This window comes from Mammaliicoccus sp. D-M19 (assembly GCF_022386695.1).
Lineage (GTDB): Bacteria > Bacillota > Bacilli > Staphylococcales > Staphylococcaceae > Mammaliicoccus > Mammaliicoccus sciuri.
The window spans coordinates 35,502-54,219 of sequence record NZ_JAJNHW010000011.1 but is presented as its reverse complement, the minus strand read 5'-3'; the positions used below and the strand labels follow the sequence as shown (position 1 = coordinate 54,219).

Sequence of the window (18,718 nt, the reverse complement as noted above, 5' to 3'; positions counted from 1 at the left end):
AGGTGCTTTTGTTTGTATATATGAAGGGCTAACGATCTTGTTTTTCAGTCTTGATCATTAGAAACACTACATTCTTCTATTAAATAGGTTCTAAATTACTTTCAATTTCTGCTCTTCTTGATTCTAAAAATCCTGGTAAATCCAGCTGTTGTCCAAGTTGTGACACATCATCATATGGCATACCTGGTCCTTCTGTCGCAAATTCGATTAATATATGTGAATGTCTATAATATAAGCTTTTAAAGAAATCTCTATCTACTATTCCAGAATGTACAACGCCTTTTTCATCTAATAATTCTTTCACTTTATTTAATTCTTCTTCGTCTGCTACGGATAATGCAAGATGGTGAATACTTCCTTTACCAGGCCTTTCTCTTTCACCTTCTACTTCTTTCAATATAATATCGCTATACAATCCTTCAAAATCAATCGTATATAATAACTCACTTTCAGAATCTACTAACTCAAAATGCAAATCATTTTCCAGGAAATTTTTCATTTCTGAAACATCATCAATTTTAAATTCTACAGGGCCCATACCCATAATTTGATGTTCTTCTGGTACATCTGTGTATCTGTTATGACGCCAACTTTGCGGCACTTTACGTTCACCATTAGGTAATAACACCATTTCCAATCCTTCATGATCTCTAAAATGCAAAGCCGTCATACCGTTATAAATACCAATAGCGTCATGATCAACATCAAGCTTTTCAAAACGATCTTTCCAATAATTCAAGCTTTCTTCACTTGGTACTAACAATCCAATTCTTGAAATTGAGTTCGTACCTTTATAAGTTTGTCCCATCGGTTTAAGTTCGAAAAATGTTAAAGAAGTACCAGGCGAACCGACCTCATCACCATAGAACAAATGATACATAGAAGGGTCATCTTGATTCACTGTTTTTAAATATAAACGTAGTCCTAATTTTTCCACATAAAAATCTTTATTTAACTTAGCATCTTTCGTAAGCATCGAAATATGGTGGTGCCCTAAAATTTCTATCATAATCGTACCTCCCATTAATTTAACTACATTATACGCGCATCAGTTTCATCATTACAAAAATTATACTCACATGTAAATATATAGACACCAGTCATAGTGACGTCACTATGACTGGTGTCTAGTTATGCATATTTTTTATATAAATAGTCGTATATTTTTTCGAATCCTTCAACCCAATATTCCTCAACTATGTCTTTAATATAGTCTTGGTAAAGATTCATATATTGAGCAACCGCTTCTCTATGCTTTATAGAATTATTACAATCATTTATATGATTTAACTTTGAATAAATATCAGCAGGCAGATGATGAGCAGCTTTTTTACCTAGAACTGCCTTCTCAGGATAATATTTATATAACAATACTTTAATTGCATGATTAAGTGCGTTATCTATCATTTGAGTCGTCCATAAATATTGTCCTCTTCCAACTATATGATCATATTGAAAGATAAACCAACAACTATCTAATGCTGAATCTATAAATACCTCTTCAGTTATACTTAAATCTTTTTTATCATATTCCTTCAATTTATCATTAGGGTCATACATCACTTTTATATCATCTGTTTGAGGATAATCATGTTCATGAACAATATAACAATCTATATGTAACATATCTTCAAATACACCAACGATTTGAGGGCATATAATTTCGACAACTTCTTTAAATAACAGCGATTGATATTGCTCTAGTGCATCTACAATACTGTCATATACTTCTTCAACTTGTACATCACGTTCTAACATGACATAAATATCTAAATCAGAATATGCATCATTCTCCCCTCTAGCAATAGACCCTTTTAAAAATATTGATAAAACTCCATTTACTTTTTTCAAAGCAGGTACAATTTTCTCTAAAGCTATTTCGTATCTCATATTCCCACTCCTTACTTAAAAATTCAGATTATTATAATATATCACAATTACAATTGAATAATATATGCATATTTTTCGAAAAATGATTTTTTTAGCGTTATGATTATTGTTGTAGGGAGAGATACAATATGACAAGTGAACAGAAAAAGAGATCTATTTCATTATTATTAGCAGGATTCATCATTTTTTCTAGCCTTTATGTTACGCAACCGATATTTAATGGGCTTAGTCAATATTTTAACGTGTCGCTATCTGATATCAGTTTAACTTTATCCGTTTCTACTTTTATGCTTGGTATTGGTTTAATTTTAGTGCCTATGCTCAATAATATTGAGAAGAAACGTATGATGTCTATTTCTGTATTACTTGTAAGTGTATTATCTATCATCAGTGTATTCGTAACGAACTTTCATTTATTTCTCGTCATTCGTGGTCTGATGGGATTAGCTTTAAGTGGTGTGCCTTCTATCGCAATGGCGTATATAGCTGATGAAGTACATAAAGATAGAGTCAGTAAAGTAATGGGTTTATATGTAGCAGGAACGACCTTTGGAGGTATGTCTGGCCGTGTAGTTGTTGGTATTCTAACAGACATCGCGAATTGGCAAGTTGCGATCGCGTCGCTCAGCATTCTTAATTTAATACTCGCAATATTAATGGTTATTTTATTACCAACTTCAACAGTTCACACACCACAATGGGTATCACCGAAACAACATTTCATTAAATACGGAAAGCTGTTAAAGAACCCAGCCGTTTTAAAAACGATGTCACTAGCATTCTTATTAATGGGTACCTTTGTCACAATATACAGTTATATAACGGTACGTTTCGAACACCCACCATTCTCACTTAGTGAGTCTACAATTGCCTTTATATTTATTTTATATTTAATAGGTACGTATAGCTCCATTAACTTTGGGAAACTCAGTTATAAACTTGGAATAAAAAAAGCATATGCAATCGCCATAACAATTATGATTGTAGGTATTATCCTTACATTCATAACATACTTACCAATTGATATATTAGGACTCGCCGCAATGACATTCGGATTCTTTGGCGCACATTCCATTCAAAGCAGTTATATCGCCACATTAACCGAATCAAGCAAATCACACGCCTCAACTTTATATTTATTAGGTTATTATGTAGGATCAAGTTTATTAACAATATTCGGCGGTTATGTATTCGTACAATACGCATGGATAGGTATCGGCATCTTAACACTCTTATTAACAGTAATAGCCGCAATAATTAGTAGATCATTATTTAAAAATATCGCTTAATAAATTGAAAAAACGCTTAGCTCGCAGATGAGCTAAGCGTTTTCTATTCCAATCCTAATTTCTCTAATCCTAATGATTCGACTGTTAAACCTTCTGTATAGAAATCTCGCTCTAATATTGTTGAAGCGATTATGATAATGGCATCTATGTTTGGTGTTGGTACGCCGATTACTTTTCCTAAGCTTGACCATAGTACTAAACCATATGCGATATCTTCTGTTAAATATCTATTTTCTACTTCGTTTGGTCCGTTGATTTGTGAAAATACTGGACTTGTATTGAATAATTTATTGAGTGGTTCGTCTTCATCATCATTAGATAGATAACCGCGTTCTATTCGTGCACCTTTTGCTGTATTAAGCTCGAAACCTAATTTTCTACCTAGTGACAATCTTTCTAATTCGACTGCATGCAATAACTTCACAGTATGAGGTGTAATACCTTCTTTATATAAGGCAAATTCATCTGCATAGTCTATTCTGCCTACGTTTAATAATGTTGGACCTGGATGGACTTCTGGATTCCCGTTTTCTAAGTTTGTCTTCCAAAGACTTTCTTCTTTGACGATATACGGATATAGTTCTTTAATCATTTTAAAGCTTTCTGTTAAATAGCTTTTATCATATGTTGAGAAGTGTACTTTCTGAACGTTAAGAGATAAATTCACTTCTGCTTTATCATAATCTACACGTGTCCCGTACGTTAATGTATTCAATTCAGCAAACTTTGGCATTGTTTCAATATGTTTTTTCTCTAACACATTGATAAACCTAATAGATCCCATAGCTGCTGCGATATTGAATAAGATCAGTTGATCATTATTGATAAGAGGCGCCATCGTTTTCGCATAATGTTCGATGAATGATGAAGGGATAATCATTTGTATCACTTCTGCATCTTTTAATACATACGACATATCATCACTTATGTCAGTAAACTTAACAAATGTCTTTTCACCTTCATTTATAAAATCAAAGCCACCTCGTTCAAAAGCTTTATCAAATTTATGAATAGATTGATTACGACAATATAATTTTACTTCATGTCCTTTAGATATCATGTCTAGAGCAGCGGTTACGGCACCATTACCTGAACCTACTATTGCTATTTTCATATTATCCTTCCCTTCAATAAAAATTAGTATATATAAATATATACCCAGGAAATTTTAACATAAAAGAAAAGTGAGTAAGACATTGATTTATGCCTTACTCACTTTTTATAAAAAATCTATGATTGATATTGTTTTGACTTTTCTTCTATTGTTTGTGTAATGACATTAACAATAGTATCAATGTCTTGTTCTTCAATAACGAGTGGTGGAGCTAAACGTATAATATTGCCTTGTGTTTCTTTACATAAGACACCTTGTTCATTAATACTTGATACGATTGATTGTGCTTGCTCATTAAGTTCAATACCGATAAACAACCCACGTCCTCTCACTTCTTTTATAATTGGACTATCTATTTTTTTCAAACCATTTAATAATTTTTCACCAAGTTGTTGCGAACGTTCAGGAAGCGACTCATCTATAAGTACATCCAAAGCTACAATTGAAACAGCACATGCTAATGGATTTCCGCCAAATGTTGAACCATGTGTACCTGGCGTTAATACTTGCATGACATCATCGTTCGCTACGACCGCAGAAATAGGATAAAGACCGCCACCTAAAGCTTTTCCTAATAAATAAATATCAGGTTCAACGCCTTCCCATTCCATCGCAAACATCTTACCTGTTCTACCTAATCCTACTTGAATTTCATCTGCAATCAAGAGAATCTGATGTTGTTCACACAAAGCTTTAACTTCTTTAATGAAATTTTTAGGTGGGATATGAACGCCACCTTCTCCTTGAATAGGTTCTAAGATGATTGCTGTTGTATTTGGCGTGATAAGAGTAGCAATTTCTTCAGCATTGCCAAATTCACTGTATTTAATATTACCTGCTAGTACACCAAAGCCTTCTTTATAACTATCGTTTGATGATAAGGACAGCGAACCAATTGTTCGACCATGAAAATTACCTTCCATCGCAATAATTTCAGCATCAAGTGCATTGATACTTTTGATATCTTGACCCCATTTCGTTGCTACTTTGATGGCAGTCTCTACCGCTTCTGTTCCAGTGTTCATAGGTAAAACTTTATTTTTATTGGCTAACTTACAAAGCTTCTCTTCCCAAGTGCCTAAATTATCACTATACAAAGCTCTAGAAGTCATTGTAATCTTTTGACTTTGATCTAAAAATGCTTGAATAATTTTAGGATGACCATGCCCTTGGTTTAGAACTGAAAATCCAGAAACACAATCAATATATGTATTGCCATCTGAATCTTTGACATGTGCACCTTTGCCTTCAGTCAAAACAATATCTAATGGACTATAATTATTCGGGCTATACTTTTCTGTTAATGCGATAAACTGATTCATTGAGTACCCACCTTTATAATAAATATACTATAATTCGTATTAATATTCATTATCATACATTTGTTTTGTATATAAGTCAAAAGAAAAAAGTGACTGAGACACTACATTATGTCCCAGCCACTTCTATAATTAATATTTATTTTAATAAATGACTAATGGCATCATCTATATATGGATAATCAAATTCAAAATTCTGTTCTTGCAACTTTTTAGGGAATACTTTTTGAACATCTAGAATAACGGTAGACTGCTCTCCTAATAACAAGCGCAATGCAAATTTTGGTACTGGTAATAAATGTGGTCTTTGAATCGCTTTTCCAATTGATTCGCCGAGCTCATTTTGTTGGACTGGATGAGGACTACATAAGTTATAAACACCTTGAAATTGTTCATTTTGAATGAGCGTAGTGATGCCTTTTACTAAATCATCAATGTGAATCCAACTCATCCATTGTTTACCTGAACCAAGTGGGCCGCCAACAAAGAATTGATACGGTTTAACCATTGTAGGTAGCGCACCACCCTCACTGGATAATATAACACCAAATCGACCTATAACGACTCTCGTTCCTAATTTATCAAATAGCCATGCTGTTTGCTCCCATCTTTCTACAACCGTCGATAGAAAGTCATGTGATAGAAACTGATCATACTCATCGTAAGATACCATTTTAGACGGCGGGTAGTATCCAACTGCGCTTGCATTAAACAATACTTTTGGCACATAATTTTGCTTTTCAAAATAATTATATAACCGTTTAGTCGATTCAATACGACTCTTCATAATGGCTTCTTTATGCTCTGGCGTCCAACGGTTGTTGAGACTAGCACCAGCCAGGTTTATCACGATATCAATTTGAGGTAAATACTCTTCCCAACCATCTTCAGACCAATTAATATAATGCACAAACGGTTCACCTGACGTTCTATCACTTCTTGTTAATATATAAATTTCACTATCTGTATTTAAGTAATGTGCAACTAAAGCTGATCCAACTAGACCTGTTCCACCTGTCATTAATATTTTTTTCATTTTATCCCCACTTTAATTTAAGTTGTTGTATAAAATCATCTATAATAATATATACCCATTTATATAGATATTAAGGAGGTTAAATATGTTTATTAGACAAGCAACCATTTCAGATTTAAGTGAATTAGTCGAATTACGCAAAGCGCAATTAATTGATGAAGGTTCTAACCCAACACCTAATATAGATGTTGAACTAGAACAATTTTTCACGGACATGTTAACGAACAAATCGCTTTATCAATTATTAGCCATTGTTGATGATAAAATTATCGCAAGTGGTGCGATTATCTATTACCCATTTCCACCATCGTTCACAAACCCTTCAGGTGAAAGAGCATACGTTACTAATATTTATACACACCCAGATTTTAGAGGACAAGGCATCGCCCAAAAAATCATTACTGAACTCATTCAAGATGTCGAATCAAGAAATATCAAAAAAATCTTCCTCGCCGCTTCTACTCTAGGTAAACCAGTGTACAAAAAGCTTGGTTTCAAAGAAGTCAACGAATGGATGGAAATCAATTATGATTTATAAGCTATTAAATAGTTAACTGATTAACTTCAAACCTATCGTGCTTGCTAGAATAATGCCGATAAATAATATACGTTTAAATTCTTTAGACTCCCCATAGAATATAATACCTAATAACGCACCGCCGACAGCACCGATACCAGTCCATATTGCATAGCTCGTGCTCATAGGTATTGTATTCATTGCGATGGATAAACAAATAAAGCTTAATACAAAGAATAACCCTAGTCCTAATAACGATGGGATATTATTACGTTTTGCATAAATGTTCATAAATAATACGCCTAACATTTCAAATAAACCTGCCAAAATCAATACAATCCATGCCATGTTATGCACCCTCCTCTTCACGTGTTACAAGTTTCAAGCCAATGACACCTATAATTAACGTCACGATTAAAATAACTTTTCCGATAACAACAGGTTCACCAAATAATGCGAAATCCACAATGGTTACACCCGTCGCACCTAACCCAACATATACAGCATACGAAGTACCTACTGGCAGATATTTAGATGCATTAATTAATAAATAGAAACTTACGACAATCGCGATAACTGTCAGAATCCATTCAAATGTATTATTTGCATGTGTTAAGCCGACTACCCAACCAACTTCAAATATTGCGCCAATGATAATTTTTATCCAGTTCATTTACATTTCCTCCTTAAATTAAAAAGCCCGGGAAACTTATTTAATAAGTCTCCCAGGCTTTTATCCCTCCGTGTCACAAGTATCAACTTGCGGCTTTCTCTCGGTCCAGACTAACCACTCGGTTACGGAACCCTAGAAAGCTTTTATTCGATTAGTTCGAATTATAGCAAATGAATATTTATTGGTCAATAAAGTATCATTCGTATCTGAAAATTACAAATCACAACTCAAATCAGATATAATAGAATTAATAGATCGTCATTTGAAGTGATTGAGGTGAAAGCATTGAATCAAACAGGATATCGAATTAAACAAAGAAGAGAAGAACTCGGATTTAGCACGTATAAATTAGCTAAACTGATTAACGTCAATCAGTCGACCATTTCCAGATATGAAACTGGTCAAACATCTAAATTAACACCTTCAGTAGTTGAAAAATTATCAATCGCACTGTCTACAACACCCGCTTATATTATGGGCTGGGTAAACGTACCAGAAGCATACGAAGATGAAGAAGATTCACAAATTATTAATGATGCCATTCAATTATTACGTGGTTTAAGCAAAGAGAAAAAAAGACAAGCATTAGCATATATACAAGAAATATCTCAAAAATCATAACGTTTAAATTAAATAAAACGCTAACGAATCAATCGTTAGCGTTTTATTATTAATCTATTTGAACAGAACCAACATCACTTCTAATTTTGACTAAGTTATCCCCTGAACCTACTTTTTTATTCTTTAATTCATTGCGGTTAATTTGTGTATTACCTACATCTTGTTCAATATCTAGTAACGTATTTTTCAATGCTTTATTATAAACCAATCTCACAGACCCTGTATCTGTTTCAATGTCTAATGGTGTATCGGTTGGTGCATCATTTAATCTAACTGTTCCTGTATCACTTTGAATTTTTCCATTCTTGAAGTTCGTCTTATTAGTTAAAATTTTTCCTGTATCTGAATATGCTTCAAAATTCCCTAAATCTGAACCATTAACATTTATCATGCCCGTATCTACAACTAAAGATGTGTTATCAGATTTAATATCGTGCATATTAATTTTACCTGTGTCTGTCTTTATATCCAGTTGTTCAAGATTTTTAGGTACAGTTATTTCAATTTCATTATATGCATTCTTAAAGAAATTAAAATTAATCATCAAATTTTGTTCTTTTAAATTGACGTTTAATGTTTCGTCTTCTACTTTAGAAGTTATATCAAATTCATCTTTATTCCCTACAGATGTCACTTTAAATTGATCGCCTTTTTTGATGGTTACAGCGGCATCTGATGCGTTAACATTTATATGTTTAATTTTTTCTTGATAAGTCTTATTTAAGATCGTTTCTCGTTTCGTATTATCTGCTTCTTTTTTCCCGACAGCAAATGTAAGTGTACCAAATACGATAAATATAGCAAGTCCTAGACTAAATAAAATCCATAATAATTTCTTCATGATTTAGCACTTCCTTTCACGATAGAAATATTCCAACGTAAATACTTAACCGTTAATTGATATGACCATTTAGTTAATAAGTAAGTAACCACAAACAGCACGAGCCCTAAACCAAAGCTGGCTAACACAATATATACATCTAATTGGTGAACTGCATCAAAGCCATTATAGACACCCTTTACAATCAACATCGCTGGCGTAACGAGTAAAGATAGAGTTGTCGCCATAAAACTAAATAGCACCGAAATAATAATGACAAAAGGAATTAAAATAACAAAGAAATTTAATAAACCTAGTCCCATTACAGATATAATCGCTTGCCACACGTTACCTACTTTATGATGAGATTCTGCTCTATCTATCGCTAAAGTTGCATTTATTTCCTTGGCAATATCTCTCGGATGACCAAGTTCTTTAGCAATATCCTCTTCTGTTTGCCCGTCTTCAACACCACTTATAAAATGCGTTTCATATTCAGCTAGAATATCTTGCTTATCTTCCTCAGATATATTCTTTAAATACTTACTTAACAAATTTAAGTATTCTTTCTTACTCATTACTTTCACTCTCCTCTAAAAACAAATTCACCGCATCTGTGAAACTTTGCCATTCTTTTAACAACTGTTCTAATCGCTCATTACCAGAATCTGTGATCTTATAATACTTTCTAGCTGGTCCTTTAGTAGATGGCTCATAATATGTTGTTAAATATGCTTCTTTTACGAGACGTCTTAACAAAGGATAAACCGTTCCTTCAGAAATGGTGATTCTAGGTGTGATTTTTTGAATTAATGAATAACCGTATTGATCTTCGCCTTTAATAATAAGCAATACAATAAATTCAAGTGCGCCTTTTTTAAATTGTATATTCATATTTTTTCCTCCACTTAACCCAGTACTATACAATGTATAATAGCTCTTGATGAAAATATAACATACACTATTATACATTGCAAGGTACTAAATTATACTATGCTATAAATTTTTTATATTTGGATAAATTGTTGGTATATTAAGTACAACTAACAGTAAGGGGGATTAGAATGAACGTAAATTACAGAACTGACGAAACGCACGCTCATCAAACGATTGATGTATCCATACATTCACATAAGTCACATGTATTCAAACTTTTAGGAACGACTGAAGGTATTAAACAATGGTTTCCTGAATTATCTTTTGAAGAAGAACGAGCAGGTAGTCAATTAATCTTCGACCTTGGTAATAATGAATATGAATATGCGAAGATTACAGACTATCATCCAAATGATCATATTGGATATGACTGGGACCAAGGTCATGTAGATTTTTCATTAGAAGAAAATGGGGACACTGTAACGTTAACATTTAAAGAATCGTTACCATTCACCTTCGAAACCATTGCGAATGATTTTACAGGCTGGTATTTTCAAATACAAAGTGTAAAAAAATTAGCCGAAACAGGACAACCATTATCGAAAGATGCATTTGATTTTAAGTCAAAGACCGACGAAATAAAACAAGCTTTAAACTTAAATTAGAGTAAAAAAAGCCAAACCACATGAGCAATCATGTGATTTGGCATTATTTTTGATCAATCTATTAATTTCATGCCATAATAAGCAATTATAAATGCGATAAGTGCGAATATAATTGGCGTTACAATAGCAACGACTCTATCTTTAAATTTATCTTTCTTTGTTCTTTCACGAATTGTTTTTACATCTTTACCATTCATATAGTCCATAATTTGACTATATGCTTTAATATTATGGACTTCTTTAAATTCATCTACTTTATAAGCAAAGTACATACCGATTAACCAAAGAACAAAAGGTACAACCAATCCATACATGCCCATTAACATCATACTCGGTATAAGTAGAATAGCAGCAAGTCCCATAAAGGTCATCATTAACCAAGTCCACTTATCAAATACTTTTCTATCCATTTCTCTTTTCATCATGTTTACATCTCCTTTTACTAAATGATCTAAGGAGACATCAAATATATTACTAAGTAGCAATAAAGATTCAATATCGGGGTAACTCTTACCCCTTTCCCAATTAGAAATAGACTGCCTACTCACAAAGACTTTTTCAGCTAGATCTTCTTGAGATAAGTTATATTCTTTTCTCAAATGAATAATTTGCTTACTTAAATTCATATTGATGTCCTCCTTGTCATCACCTTAATAAAAGATTCAAAAACAGTGTATCAAACATCGTTGTCATTGCATTAAAAATCCTGAAAAAACATTGCCAAAGATATTTTGCATCGTTGATATGAAAGGGTTTATAAAAAGAAGCTTACACTTTAAAAACCGTGTAAGCTTCTTTAATATATTACGTTATCTATTATTCCTTGCGTCTTGAATACCCTCTAATATTCCTGCAAAGAAATCTGATAATGCTAGCAACATTATTACAAAAGCCATAGTAAACAACAATGTCTTAGCATTAACAGGAACTTTCTTCTTATACGTGTATATGCCAACTACTAATGCAGCAATTAATGTGACAATAAAGTGCATGTTGACCGCCCCCTTTCACATAACAAGAATGTTAATATTTGTAATTATTATAAAATATTGTAACAATTTCGACAATATTCTGCCTCCAAATTGTTATTTTACACTCTGATTGATATAATTTATCTAAAATGAGGTGAACTTCATTGTCTAACTCATCAGTTGCAGAAAGTTTTTCTACAGGACATTTTGATAAATGTAATGCTTATTTAGATCAAGATATCGAATGGCATATTGTTGGCGATACAACATTGAAAGGTTATGAAGAAGTTGCAAATTATTGCACACAAGTCTCACATTATTTTGAAACCGTAACAACACAATTTGAAATTCACGATACGATTAAAAGTGTCCACCAAATTGTCGTTATAGGTACTGGTTATTTTTATAAAGATAGCATCCAAATAAACAAGATAGATGCATGTGACATATACACATTTAGTGAAGATAAGATTATAAAAATACAGTCATATTGTATAGAGAATAAGTAAGTATTATATAGTCTTCGTGCGTTACTCACTGATTTTGTACCCTTGCGCACGATATCTCTCAGTCTTCGTGCGCTTGGACTTGCTTACACCTAACGTGCACTTGATTTATTCCACAAAAAAGAACCAGCAAAAATTCACAAGTCATGTGTAATTTTTGCTGGTTTTATTATTTACTCATAATATTCTTTCAACATATTTAAATACTTTTTCTTTCTTCCTGGTGAAACATGAAACTCAAATTGATGGTCTTTTTCTGTTACTTCATACTTTGTTAATCCTGTTATTTCAAACAAGTGTTCTTTTGAAATGCCATGCTTTTTTATGATTTGGTTAAGTTCTTCACCTAATACTTCATGAGACGCATTCATATTGAAATTGACAAATACCATGATTGACATTCCGATTCCTATTATTATAAATGACTCTATTTTTATATTATCCCATAATAGTAGTAATGGCCATAAACATGGAATCGCTACACATAATATAAATTGCTTAGGTCTTTGTTTAATATTTTTAATAATCGTATTCATAAATATCAACCCTCAAATATAATATTCAATGTTAATTATATTATATGGTTATATATATCGTATTTCAAATACTTGTATTATATAAAATACCTTATTTTACTCAATTCTATTTTTGTAATTGATTTTCTATATATGCGCGTTTCTCTTCTAAATGTTCTGGTAAGTATAACGGGATGTCTTGAAATGCTTTGTCTTCAAAGGCAATTTCTTTCATATTAAGCTTTAAAGTCGCAACTTCAAATAGCAATTGATTTGGATCTCTATAGTAAATTGATTTAAAGAATCCTCGATTTTTAATCGGGGAATGGTCCATATTTAATTTATCTAAAGCTGTTTCAACTTCTTGCAATTCACCTTCGTCTTCAGCTGAAATAGCAACGTGATGTATACCGCCAAATCCTTGATCTTCAAGTGGATTAAATGTGTCATAAATAAAATGTATTTCATGATACATATCTTGATTATGATTATGCAAAATCTCAACAGTTAAATCTGTATCAAAGAATGTCTGCTGACCTGCTGATGTCCAATTATATAATTGTTGGAAATGTTCTATACTTGCTTTAGGATATCTGACACGTGCATGTATAGAATCTAGACCAAGTATTTGATATTCTACTGGCACGGTACTTTCTTCATCTGTATTAAATTGATGGACATTTTCTTGATCAGAAATGACGATTAAACCGAGTGGCGTATTATCCGGTCCTTCAAAACGAATTAGACTACGGTCAGTGTAAACTTCAATACCATAGTGGCATATTTCATATTCATCAAACCGTGCTTCCCAATATTTTAACGATTCTACAGAAGGCACTTTAAAAAGTAATCGATCAAATGCATTTGAACCAAACTGATTATCTTTACCTTCTTTCATTTCAAAAAGCGTCACTTCTGTACCTGGTCGTCCATATTTATCAGCAAAGAAAACATGATACATTTCATAGTTCTCTTGATTAACAGTCTTCATTAGTAAATTGAGACCTAATATATTACGATAAAAATTGAATGATTCTTCTGCATCATGATTTATAATAGATACATGATGTATAATTGAATTGTGATTCATAAACAACAGCCCTTTCACATTAATGGAGGAGATATAATGGAATATTTCTTACAAGAAAATCCGAATAGCAATACTTTAATTGTACTTTTTCATGGAACAGGTGGCAATCAATACCAACTTCTTCCTTTTTCAAGTATATTAAACCCTGAAGCTAACATTTTAAGCTTACAAGGTAGTGTTGGCGAAGGGCAAGAAAGACGTTTCTTTGCACCGCTTCAGAACAACACATTAGACCGACATGACTTCGAGCAACAAACGAAATCTTTTATAGATTTTTGGAATACATTTATCGAAGAACATGATTATGAAGAAGTCATATTTTTAGGTTATTCAAACGGTGCGAATTTCATATTAGGATTACTGGAACAACACCTTATTAAAGTTGATCAAATCTTATTACTGCACCCATCAGACCTCGACTATCATATTACAGAAACTTATAAAGAAACATCCGTCATTATTACGACAGGTTCAAATGATTATTTAACAATACCTGGCAAAGTAAAAGCACTATCAGAACAACTTAAACCATTATTTAAAAACGTTCAATTCGAACTACTCGACGGCGCCCACGAACTAGAAGAACCAGAAATTGAACATATTAAAACGATGCTCTAATTTAACTTCCTAGAGCATCGTTTTTTATATCAATATTCTTATTATCTACACTTATTTCAAAATCATCCAAAGTTAATAAATCAATAGGTCTTAGTTTATTAAGTTTTGGATGCACTAGCCAAATAATCCCCAAAACAATAAAAAAGCAACCTGTTATACTGATTAAAGCAATTGGGTTCATTAATTCTAGTAAAAACCCACCTATTAGACTTCCTAAAGGTAAACCAATGACACCTAAACTACTTGTAATTGAAGTTATTCTTCCTAAGATGTACTCTGGTATGATTGCTTGGCCAGCTGACAGGAATAAAATATTCGCCAATCCTACAGATAGCCAACTTAAGCCAAACAAAATAATAAATATATAAATAGGTGTTACAAAACCTAACAATAGAAAAACACCTGATAAAATAAAAGTTACTACCATCAATTTACCAAATGGATATTTCTTAACATATCCAACAACTAGCGTTGATAATACCATACCTAATGATATAGCAGATAAAAACAATCCATAATATATTGGTTGATTAAGGTAGTGAGATAAAACAGGTAGTGCTGTATAAACCATGCCAATTCCAAAGTTAACTGCAAATGCGCCAATCTGGAATATCCACAATAATGAATGTCTCACTGTATATAAACCTTCACTTAATGATTTCATATATGTTTTAAAATCCAATGTACTACCAGTAGATTTTTGGGATTGAACTTTTATCATCGCATATATAACTGCTGCGCTTATAAAAATAATTGTATTCATAACGTATAACGTATATATACTGACTAAAGAAATCAATATCGTAATGACTGTATTTAATACTAAATCCATACTTTGATTAGAAAATGACATCATTGCGTTACCTGACACAATTTTATCTTTAGGTAATAACACTGGCACTAGCTTATTACTAATAGGATAAGAAATTTCACCTACCATTGCTGCTGCCACCACAAGAATGATAATAAGTATAGCATTTTCATAGTGAAAGAATAGGAGAATAGCTATTATACCCACTAAGACTGCTTGAACTGTTTGAGAATGTATCAAAATTTTCTTCAAACTGAAATGATCAATAATTGGCCCATAAAACATCTGTAAACATTTCGGTACTAATATCAAACTACTTAAAAGCCCTGTAAGTGCAGAGCTTTTTGTTATATCATAAATTAACCACATAGTCGTAATAAAATAAATACTATCTGCAGTATTGGTTAATATTCGTCCAAAAATGAGTTGCATAAAGTCAGTATGTTTTAAGAGTGCTCTCATTAATCATCATTCTCCTCACGATTAAAGACTTTATCTCTCATTTCAAATCCAATTATATTCAAATAATAATATGATTTATCTTCATCATTGGATTGTTGATCTACTTCATCAATTAATGCATCAAGTTTTTGCTTAAATGTATCGAACTGATTCTGAGACCACTTCGCTTGTACAGTCTTTGATATTAACTGTTCATCATCCATGATTAAACCATATTGATTTAACACATCAATTGTTCGATTAATCTGTGAAGTTACCATATCTTTTGTTGAATCTGACACTTCATCTCGATATTCATTTAATAGTTGTGGATTCACTTTAAATCCGTTATGAGTTGCTACATAATATTTGTAAACATTACTTCCTTTAACCTCTGTACGATTGATTTTCACCATTCCATATTTCTCAAGTTCTTTCAAATGGTAAAATATCTTAGCCTTTGGAATATTCAAATGTTTCCCAATTTCCGTTGCAGTCATTTCTCGTTCTATCAATAGCATAGATATTTTCATTCGTAGTTGATCAGATATACACTTCAGTTCCTCGAATGTATTTATTTCAAATCGATTTGATTGCATGAAATCTCTCCTTCTATTTACGGTTAATTTATTTTAACCGATTAATAAAAATAAATCAATCGAATTAAAACAATCCTCTAAACCAAAAGTTTAGAGGATTGTCTATTCTTTATATATAATCAGTCACATCATCATACACTATTGACCAATACGGATATGTGTTAAATAACCATCTTTATCAAAGTAGGCTTTATAAGCGCCGTTATTTGTATTATAAGGTATGAATGTACTACCATCTTCAAATTTTCCTTCTGCTGTACTATCATTTGATGCGTGCGCTTTTTTAAATTGTGCTTTAGTGACTGCGTGTGGTTTTGTATTGAATTCCATTTGAATAACTTGATCTTTCTCATTAAAATCTATTTGAGAACCATAAGAATCTACTGTATAAGCATGGTTTTGGTTAGCTTTTGGATTTGCTTTATAGCCATTGAGCGTAAAATTATCATATTTCATTGCACGAACAAAATTATAATCTAATGTAAATGTTGGATCATATGTTGTATAGCCTTCATAGTTATACCATGGTATTTGCGATTGTGTATCTGCAGTACTTTCTGTACTAACACCGCTTCCACCTTCACCATGACCCCATTCTTGAACTTTTTCTGCTGCTTGAACATCTGAACTACTACCTGTTATAGGCACCGCTGAAGACCCTACTACAAGTGTTGATAAGACGACCGTTGCTGAAAGTACTTTACTTACTTTACGCATAATCAATCACTCCTTAAATTTTGAGTACTTACTTGCGATAACTTCTCGTTTAAACATTCAATCAACGCAACTATGACAATCTCCAAACCTTAGCTTTATAATTATCACCCCCTCAAATTTATATTAAAATTTCTTGAGTGTAATTATTCACCTCCATGATACAATACATATATATAATTTCAAGTGAAAATAGTGCTATATTCTTATATATAAAATATAGAAAAAGAATCTAAGACAATACTAATGCCTTAGATTCTAAACTCTATTGATTAAATTAGATATCTGTATAATCTTTAATTTTAAAGTCAGAGAATGTTGAATCATAATCTAATACGTATTTAGATTTAATACTTTTACCATTTTGGTCTTTCTTTTCTGTTTCAATTGTAATGGTGTCACCTTTTTTATCATACTTTGTCACTTTAGGTGTAGAGAACTCTGTACTACCGCCTTCTTCAACAACATTTTCTATATGATCTGCTGTATCTGAACTACTCTTAATATAACTAGATACATACATGTAGTCTTCTTCCTCATATGCTTCATTTAATGCATCAGTATAATCTTCCATAAATGTTTGTACATCGTCTTTTAATTCTTCATTTTCTTTATAATCTTTGATTGCATCATCATCAAACGAAAGATCCACCGTTATTTCATCTTCACCGTCATCAGCTTTCGTAACATTAACAGTTTTTGTTTTAAATACTTTACCATTTACTTTAGTTTGTGCATATATGGCTACTTTTTCATCTGGTAAGAACGGGCCGTATGTTGTTTCGTCATATGTTTGATAAGTACCTCGTTTCTTTCCATTGATATAAATATCTACATCTTCCTCGCCATAACTATACTCTGAGTCGATATTTACTTTAACATTTTTCTGCTTGAAATTCTCTATAACTTCTGATGAATCTACCATGTTAACTATAACTTCACCTTTAAATTTCTTATCATCAATTGCCTTAGTAGCATCTAAATGATAATTACCTATAGGCAGTGTTGCAAATACTTTATCGTTATCTTTAGATAATTTGATATTTTTCTTTTTACCATTGTAGTCATACGTAATTGTACTATCTGAATCTGATTGTATTGAAACACTTTCTTTTACAACTTCAAATTCATAATTATCAAAGATGCCATATTTCTTACCATTTTTCTTAACTTGAATAACAGGCTGTTCTCCAGCACTTATAGAAGTACTTTCCGCATCACTATCTTTCATATCTTTCACTTGGCTTTCAACCTCATCAGCAAATCTATCTGAACTATCCGCTTCTACTACATAATCATAAAAGGCTCTACTTTCTGTTTGGCTTAAATCACGATTATTGAATTTCAAATGATTTTTTAAAGATTTAGTATTTCCTTTTTTAATATCTGAAGCAATTTCTTCAGCTTCATTAACAGGAGATAGTTGTGATTCGATGACTTTATAAACGGCAAATACTAATATTAATAGTAATGCTATGATTGCTATAATAATCAGTGGTTTTTTATTCATTTTCTTATGTTCAACATTCTGATTCGTTTGATTTCCTTGAGCTACAGGCGTACCACAATTTGTACATACCTTTTGTCCATCAGAAAGTTTATTCCCGCAATTTTTGCAATATTTCATGACTTA

The 18,718-nt window shown here is 32.1% G+C and carries 24 protein-coding genes and 1 riboswitch; of the genes, 6 read left to right on the top strand and 18 right to left on the bottom strand.

What is annotated here, in order from left to right; all coding sequences use genetic code 11:
* Positions 1–79: 79 nt before the first annotated feature.
* Both LQ675_RS14320 and LQ675_RS14315 read right to left on the bottom strand, forming a co-directional pair.
* On the bottom strand, positions 80–1,009 hold the full coding sequence (locus LQ675_RS14320; protein WP_048540291.1) for a VOC family protein: 930 nt from the start codon (positions 1,007–1,009) through the stop codon (positions 80–82).
* Positions 1,010–1,131: 122 nt separating this feature from the next.
* Positions 1,132–1,890 (bottom strand): nucleotidyltransferase domain-containing protein, encoded by a 759-nt coding sequence (locus LQ675_RS14315; RefSeq protein WP_048540289.1) that lies wholly within the window; start codon positions 1,888–1,890, stop codon positions 1,132–1,134.
* A 128-nt stretch (positions 1,891–2,018) separates the two neighbouring features.
* Between LQ675_RS14315 and LQ675_RS14310 the strand changes: the two genes are divergently transcribed.
* Entirely contained in the window at positions 2,019–3,179 is a 1,161-nt protein-coding gene (locus LQ675_RS14310; RefSeq protein WP_107602200.1) for an MFS transporter, read from the top strand.
* Positions 3,180–3,222: 43 nt separating this feature from the next.
* Here the strand turns inward: LQ675_RS14310 and LQ675_RS14305 are convergent, their stop codons facing one another.
* The 3 genes from LQ675_RS14305 to LQ675_RS14295 all read right to left on the bottom strand — a co-directional run bounded on the left by LQ675_RS14305 (position 3,223) and on the right by LQ675_RS14295 (position 6,648).
* Positions 3,223–4,293, bottom strand: a complete 1,071-nt coding sequence (locus LQ675_RS14305) for an NAD/NADP octopine/nopaline dehydrogenase family protein (protein WP_048540286.1) — start codon at positions 4,291–4,293, stop codon at positions 3,223–3,225.
* Between the two features lie 116 nt (positions 4,294–4,409).
* Complete coding sequence (gene rocD, locus LQ675_RS14300; protein WP_239728265.1) at positions 4,410–5,615, bottom strand: ornithine--oxo-acid transaminase; 1,206 nt, start codon at positions 5,613–5,615, stop codon at positions 4,410–4,412.
* Between the two features lie 136 nt (positions 5,616–5,751).
* Positions 5,752–6,648: a TIGR01777 family oxidoreductase gene (locus LQ675_RS14295; RefSeq protein WP_239728263.1), complete on the bottom strand. Its 897-nt coding sequence runs from the start codon at positions 6,646–6,648 to the stop codon at positions 5,752–5,754.
* A gap of 85 nt (positions 6,649–6,733) precedes the next feature.
* On the opposite strand from LQ675_RS14295, the gene LQ675_RS14290 reads away from it, so the two are divergent.
* Complete coding sequence (locus LQ675_RS14290; protein WP_048540280.1) at positions 6,734–7,186, top strand: GNAT family N-acetyltransferase; 453 nt, start codon at positions 6,734–6,736, stop codon at positions 7,184–7,186.
* A 12-nt stretch (positions 7,187–7,198) separates the two neighbouring features.
* Here the strand turns inward: LQ675_RS14290 and LQ675_RS14285 are convergent, their stop codons facing one another.
* A complete protein-coding gene (locus LQ675_RS14285) occupies positions 7,199–7,513 on the bottom strand; it encodes a DMT family transporter (RefSeq protein ID WP_037589390.1) in 315 nt (104 codons plus the stop codon).
* A gap of 1 nt (position 7,514) precedes the next feature.
* A complete protein-coding gene (locus LQ675_RS14280) occupies positions 7,515–7,838 on the bottom strand; it encodes a DMT family transporter (protein WP_025906137.1) in 324 nt (107 codons plus the stop codon).
* 47 nt (positions 7,839–7,885) lie between these two features.
* Positions 7,886–7,985, bottom strand: a riboswitch (guanidine-I (ykkC/yxkD leader).
* 138 nt (positions 7,986–8,123) lie between these two features.
* Between LQ675_RS14280 and LQ675_RS14275 the strand changes: the two genes are divergently transcribed.
* Positions 8,124–8,459 (top strand): helix-turn-helix domain-containing protein, encoded by a 336-nt coding sequence (locus tag LQ675_RS14275; RefSeq protein WP_048540278.1) that lies wholly within the window; start codon positions 8,124–8,126, stop codon positions 8,457–8,459.
* Between the two features lie 49 nt (positions 8,460–8,508).
* On the opposite strand, the gene LQ675_RS14270 is transcribed toward LQ675_RS14275, so the two are convergent.
* Genes LQ675_RS14270 through LQ675_RS14260 form a run of 3 tightly spaced genes read right to left on the bottom strand, consistent with a single transcriptional unit; the run spans position 8,509 to position 10,173 of the window.
* Positions 8,509–9,300, bottom strand: a complete 792-nt coding sequence (locus LQ675_RS14270; RefSeq protein ID WP_048540276.1) for a DUF4097 family beta strand repeat-containing protein — start codon at positions 9,298–9,300, stop codon at positions 8,509–8,511.
* The gene (locus LQ675_RS14265) at positions 9,297–9,857 is read right to left on the bottom strand and encodes a DUF1700 domain-containing protein (protein ID WP_048540275.1); all 561 of its coding nucleotides are present in this window, start codon (positions 9,855–9,857) and stop codon (positions 9,297–9,299) included. Before LQ675_RS14265 ends, LQ675_RS14270 begins: the two co-directional genes overlap by 4 nt.
* Entirely contained in the window at positions 9,850–10,173 is a 324-nt protein-coding gene (locus LQ675_RS14260; RefSeq protein WP_239728261.1) for a PadR family transcriptional regulator, read from the bottom strand. Before LQ675_RS14260 ends, LQ675_RS14265 begins: the two co-directional genes overlap by 8 nt.
* 170 nt (positions 10,174–10,343) lie before the next feature.
* Here LQ675_RS14260 and LQ675_RS14255 point away from each other — a divergent pair, with 170 nt between their 5' ends.
* Positions 10,344–10,820: an SRPBCC domain-containing protein gene (locus LQ675_RS14255; RefSeq protein ID WP_048540274.1), complete on the top strand. Its 477-nt coding sequence runs from the start codon at positions 10,344–10,346 to the stop codon at positions 10,818–10,820.
* Between the two features lie 53 nt (positions 10,821–10,873).
* Here the strand turns inward: LQ675_RS14255 and LQ675_RS14250 are convergent, their stop codons facing one another.
* Together LQ675_RS14250 and LQ675_RS14245 are read right to left on the bottom strand one after the other, a co-directional pair.
* Positions 10,874–11,446: a helix-turn-helix domain-containing protein gene (locus tag LQ675_RS14250; protein ID WP_207593325.1), complete on the bottom strand. Its 573-nt coding sequence runs from the start codon at positions 11,444–11,446 to the stop codon at positions 10,874–10,876.
* A gap of 183 nt (positions 11,447–11,629) precedes the next feature.
* The gene (locus tag LQ675_RS14245; protein WP_048540269.1) at positions 11,630–11,812 is read right to left on the bottom strand and encodes a hypothetical protein; all 183 of its coding nucleotides are present in this window, start codon (positions 11,810–11,812) and stop codon (positions 11,630–11,632) included.
* Between the two features lie 143 nt (positions 11,813–11,955).
* On the opposite strand from LQ675_RS14245, the gene LQ675_RS14240 reads away from it, so the two are divergent.
* The gene (locus tag LQ675_RS14240) at positions 11,956–12,300 is read left to right on the top strand and encodes a nuclear transport factor 2 family protein (protein ID WP_048540267.1); all 345 of its coding nucleotides are present in this window, start codon (positions 11,956–11,958) and stop codon (positions 12,298–12,300) included.
* 170 nt (positions 12,301–12,470) lie between these two features.
* Here the strand turns inward: LQ675_RS14240 and LQ675_RS14235 are convergent, their stop codons facing one another.
* Entirely contained in the window at positions 12,471–12,833 is a 363-nt protein-coding gene (locus LQ675_RS14235; protein ID WP_048540265.1) for a hypothetical protein, read from the bottom strand.
* Positions 12,834–12,939: 106 nt separating this feature from the next.
* Positions 12,940–13,902: a VOC family protein gene (locus LQ675_RS14230; protein WP_239728259.1), complete on the bottom strand. Its 963-nt coding sequence runs from the start codon at positions 13,900–13,902 to the stop codon at positions 12,940–12,942.
* Positions 13,903–13,938: 36 nt separating this feature from the next.
* On the opposite strand from LQ675_RS14230, the gene LQ675_RS14225 reads away from it, so the two are divergent.
* Entirely contained in the window at positions 13,939–14,520 is a 582-nt protein-coding gene (locus LQ675_RS14225; RefSeq protein WP_048540262.1) for an alpha/beta hydrolase, read from the top strand.
* A gap of 1 nt (position 14,521) precedes the next feature.
* On the opposite strand, the gene LQ675_RS14220 is transcribed toward LQ675_RS14225, so the two are convergent.
* The 4 genes from LQ675_RS14220 to LQ675_RS14205 all read right to left on the bottom strand — a co-directional run bounded on the left by LQ675_RS14220 (position 14,522) and on the right by LQ675_RS14205 (position 18,712).
* Positions 14,522–15,793 carry an MFS transporter gene (locus LQ675_RS14220; RefSeq protein WP_048540261.1) on the bottom strand — a complete coding sequence of 424 codons (1,272 nt, stop codon included), beginning with the start codon at positions 15,791–15,793 and terminating at the stop codon, positions 14,522–14,524.
* Positions 15,793–16,371: an ArsR/SmtB family transcription factor gene (locus LQ675_RS14215; protein WP_048540259.1), complete on the bottom strand. Its 579-nt coding sequence runs from the start codon at positions 16,369–16,371 to the stop codon at positions 15,793–15,795. The genes LQ675_RS14220 and LQ675_RS14215 overlap by 1 nt, the downstream gene beginning before the upstream one ends.
* Before the next feature lie 138 nt (positions 16,372–16,509).
* Entirely contained in the window at positions 16,510–17,088 is a 579-nt protein-coding gene (gene isaB / locus LQ675_RS14210; protein WP_048540256.1) for an immunodominant staphylococcal antigen IsaB family protein, read from the bottom strand.
* Between the two features lie 274 nt (positions 17,089–17,362).
* The gene (locus tag LQ675_RS14205; protein WP_107602205.1) at positions 17,363–18,712 is read right to left on the bottom strand and encodes a TcaA NTF2-like domain-containing protein; all 1,350 of its coding nucleotides are present in this window, start codon (positions 18,710–18,712) and stop codon (positions 17,363–17,365) included.
* Positions 18,713–18,718 lie beyond the last annotated feature (6 nt).

Coding starts and splice junctions, on each gene's coding strand:
- LQ675_RS14250 (WP_207593325.1), bottom strand. CDS start 11,446: ATGAATTTAAGTAAGCAAATTATTCATTTGAGAAAAGAATATAACTTA.
- LQ675_RS14235 (WP_048540265.1), bottom strand. CDS start 12,833: ATGAATACGATTATTAAAAATATTAAACAAAGACCTAAGCAATTTATA.
- LQ675_RS14280 (WP_025906137.1), bottom strand. CDS start 7,838: ATGAACTGGATAAAAATTATCATTGGCGCAATATTTGAAGTTGGTTGG.
- LQ675_RS14320 (WP_048540291.1), bottom strand. CDS start 1,009: ATGATAGAAATTTTAGGGCACCACCATATTTCGATGCTTACGAAAGAT.
- LQ675_RS14305 (WP_048540286.1), bottom strand. CDS start 4,293: ATGAAAATAGCAATAGTAGGTTCAGGTAATGGTGCCGTAACCGCTGCT.
- LQ675_RS14255 (WP_048540274.1), top strand. CDS start 10,344: ATGAACGTAAATTACAGAACTGACGAAACGCACGCTCATCAAACGATT.
- LQ675_RS14310 (WP_107602200.1), top strand. CDS start 2,019: ATGACAAGTGAACAGAAAAAGAGATCTATTTCATTATTATTAGCAGGA.
- LQ675_RS14205 (WP_107602205.1), bottom strand. CDS start 18,712: ATGAAATATTGCAAAAATTGCGGGAATAAACTTTCTGATGGACAAAAG.
- rocD (WP_239728265.1), bottom strand. CDS start 5,615: ATGAATCAGTTTATCGCATTAACAGAAAAGTATAGCCCGAATAATTAT.
- isaB (WP_048540256.1), bottom strand. CDS start 17,088: ATGCGTAAAGTAAGTAAAGTACTTTCAGCAACGGTCGTCTTATCAACA.
- LQ675_RS14215 (WP_048540259.1), bottom strand. CDS start 16,371: ATGCAATCAAATCGATTTGAAATAAATACATTCGAGGAACTGAAGTGT.
- LQ675_RS14225 (WP_048540262.1), top strand. CDS start 13,939: ATGGAATATTTCTTACAAGAAAATCCGAATAGCAATACTTTAATTGTA.
- LQ675_RS14315 (WP_048540289.1), bottom strand. CDS start 1,890: ATGAGATACGAAATAGCTTTAGAGAAAATTGTACCTGCTTTGAAAAAA.
- LQ675_RS14295 (WP_239728263.1), bottom strand. CDS start 6,648: ATGAAAAAAATATTAATGACAGGTGGAACAGGTCTAGTTGGATCAGCT.
- LQ675_RS14265 (WP_048540275.1), bottom strand. CDS start 9,857: ATGAGTAAGAAAGAATACTTAAATTTGTTAAGTAAGTATTTAAAGAAT.
- LQ675_RS14245 (WP_048540269.1), bottom strand. CDS start 11,812: ATGCACTTTATTGTCACATTAATTGCTGCATTAGTAGTTGGCATATAC.
- LQ675_RS14285 (WP_037589390.1), bottom strand. CDS start 7,513: ATGGCATGGATTGTATTGATTTTGGCAGGTTTATTTGAAATGTTAGGC.
- LQ675_RS14290 (WP_048540280.1), top strand. CDS start 6,734: ATGTTTATTAGACAAGCAACCATTTCAGATTTAAGTGAATTAGTCGAA.
- LQ675_RS14260 (WP_239728261.1), bottom strand. CDS start 10,173: ATGAATATACAATTTAAAAAAGGCGCACTTGAATTTATTGTATTGCTT.
- LQ675_RS14220 (WP_048540261.1), bottom strand. CDS start 15,793: ATGAGAGCACTCTTAAAACATACTGACTTTATGCAACTCATTTTTGGA.
- LQ675_RS14230 (WP_239728259.1), bottom strand. CDS start 13,902: ATGAATCACAATTCAATTATACATCATGTATCTATTATAAATCATGAT.
- LQ675_RS14270 (WP_048540276.1), bottom strand. CDS start 9,300: ATGAAGAAATTATTATGGATTTTATTTAGTCTAGGACTTGCTATATTT.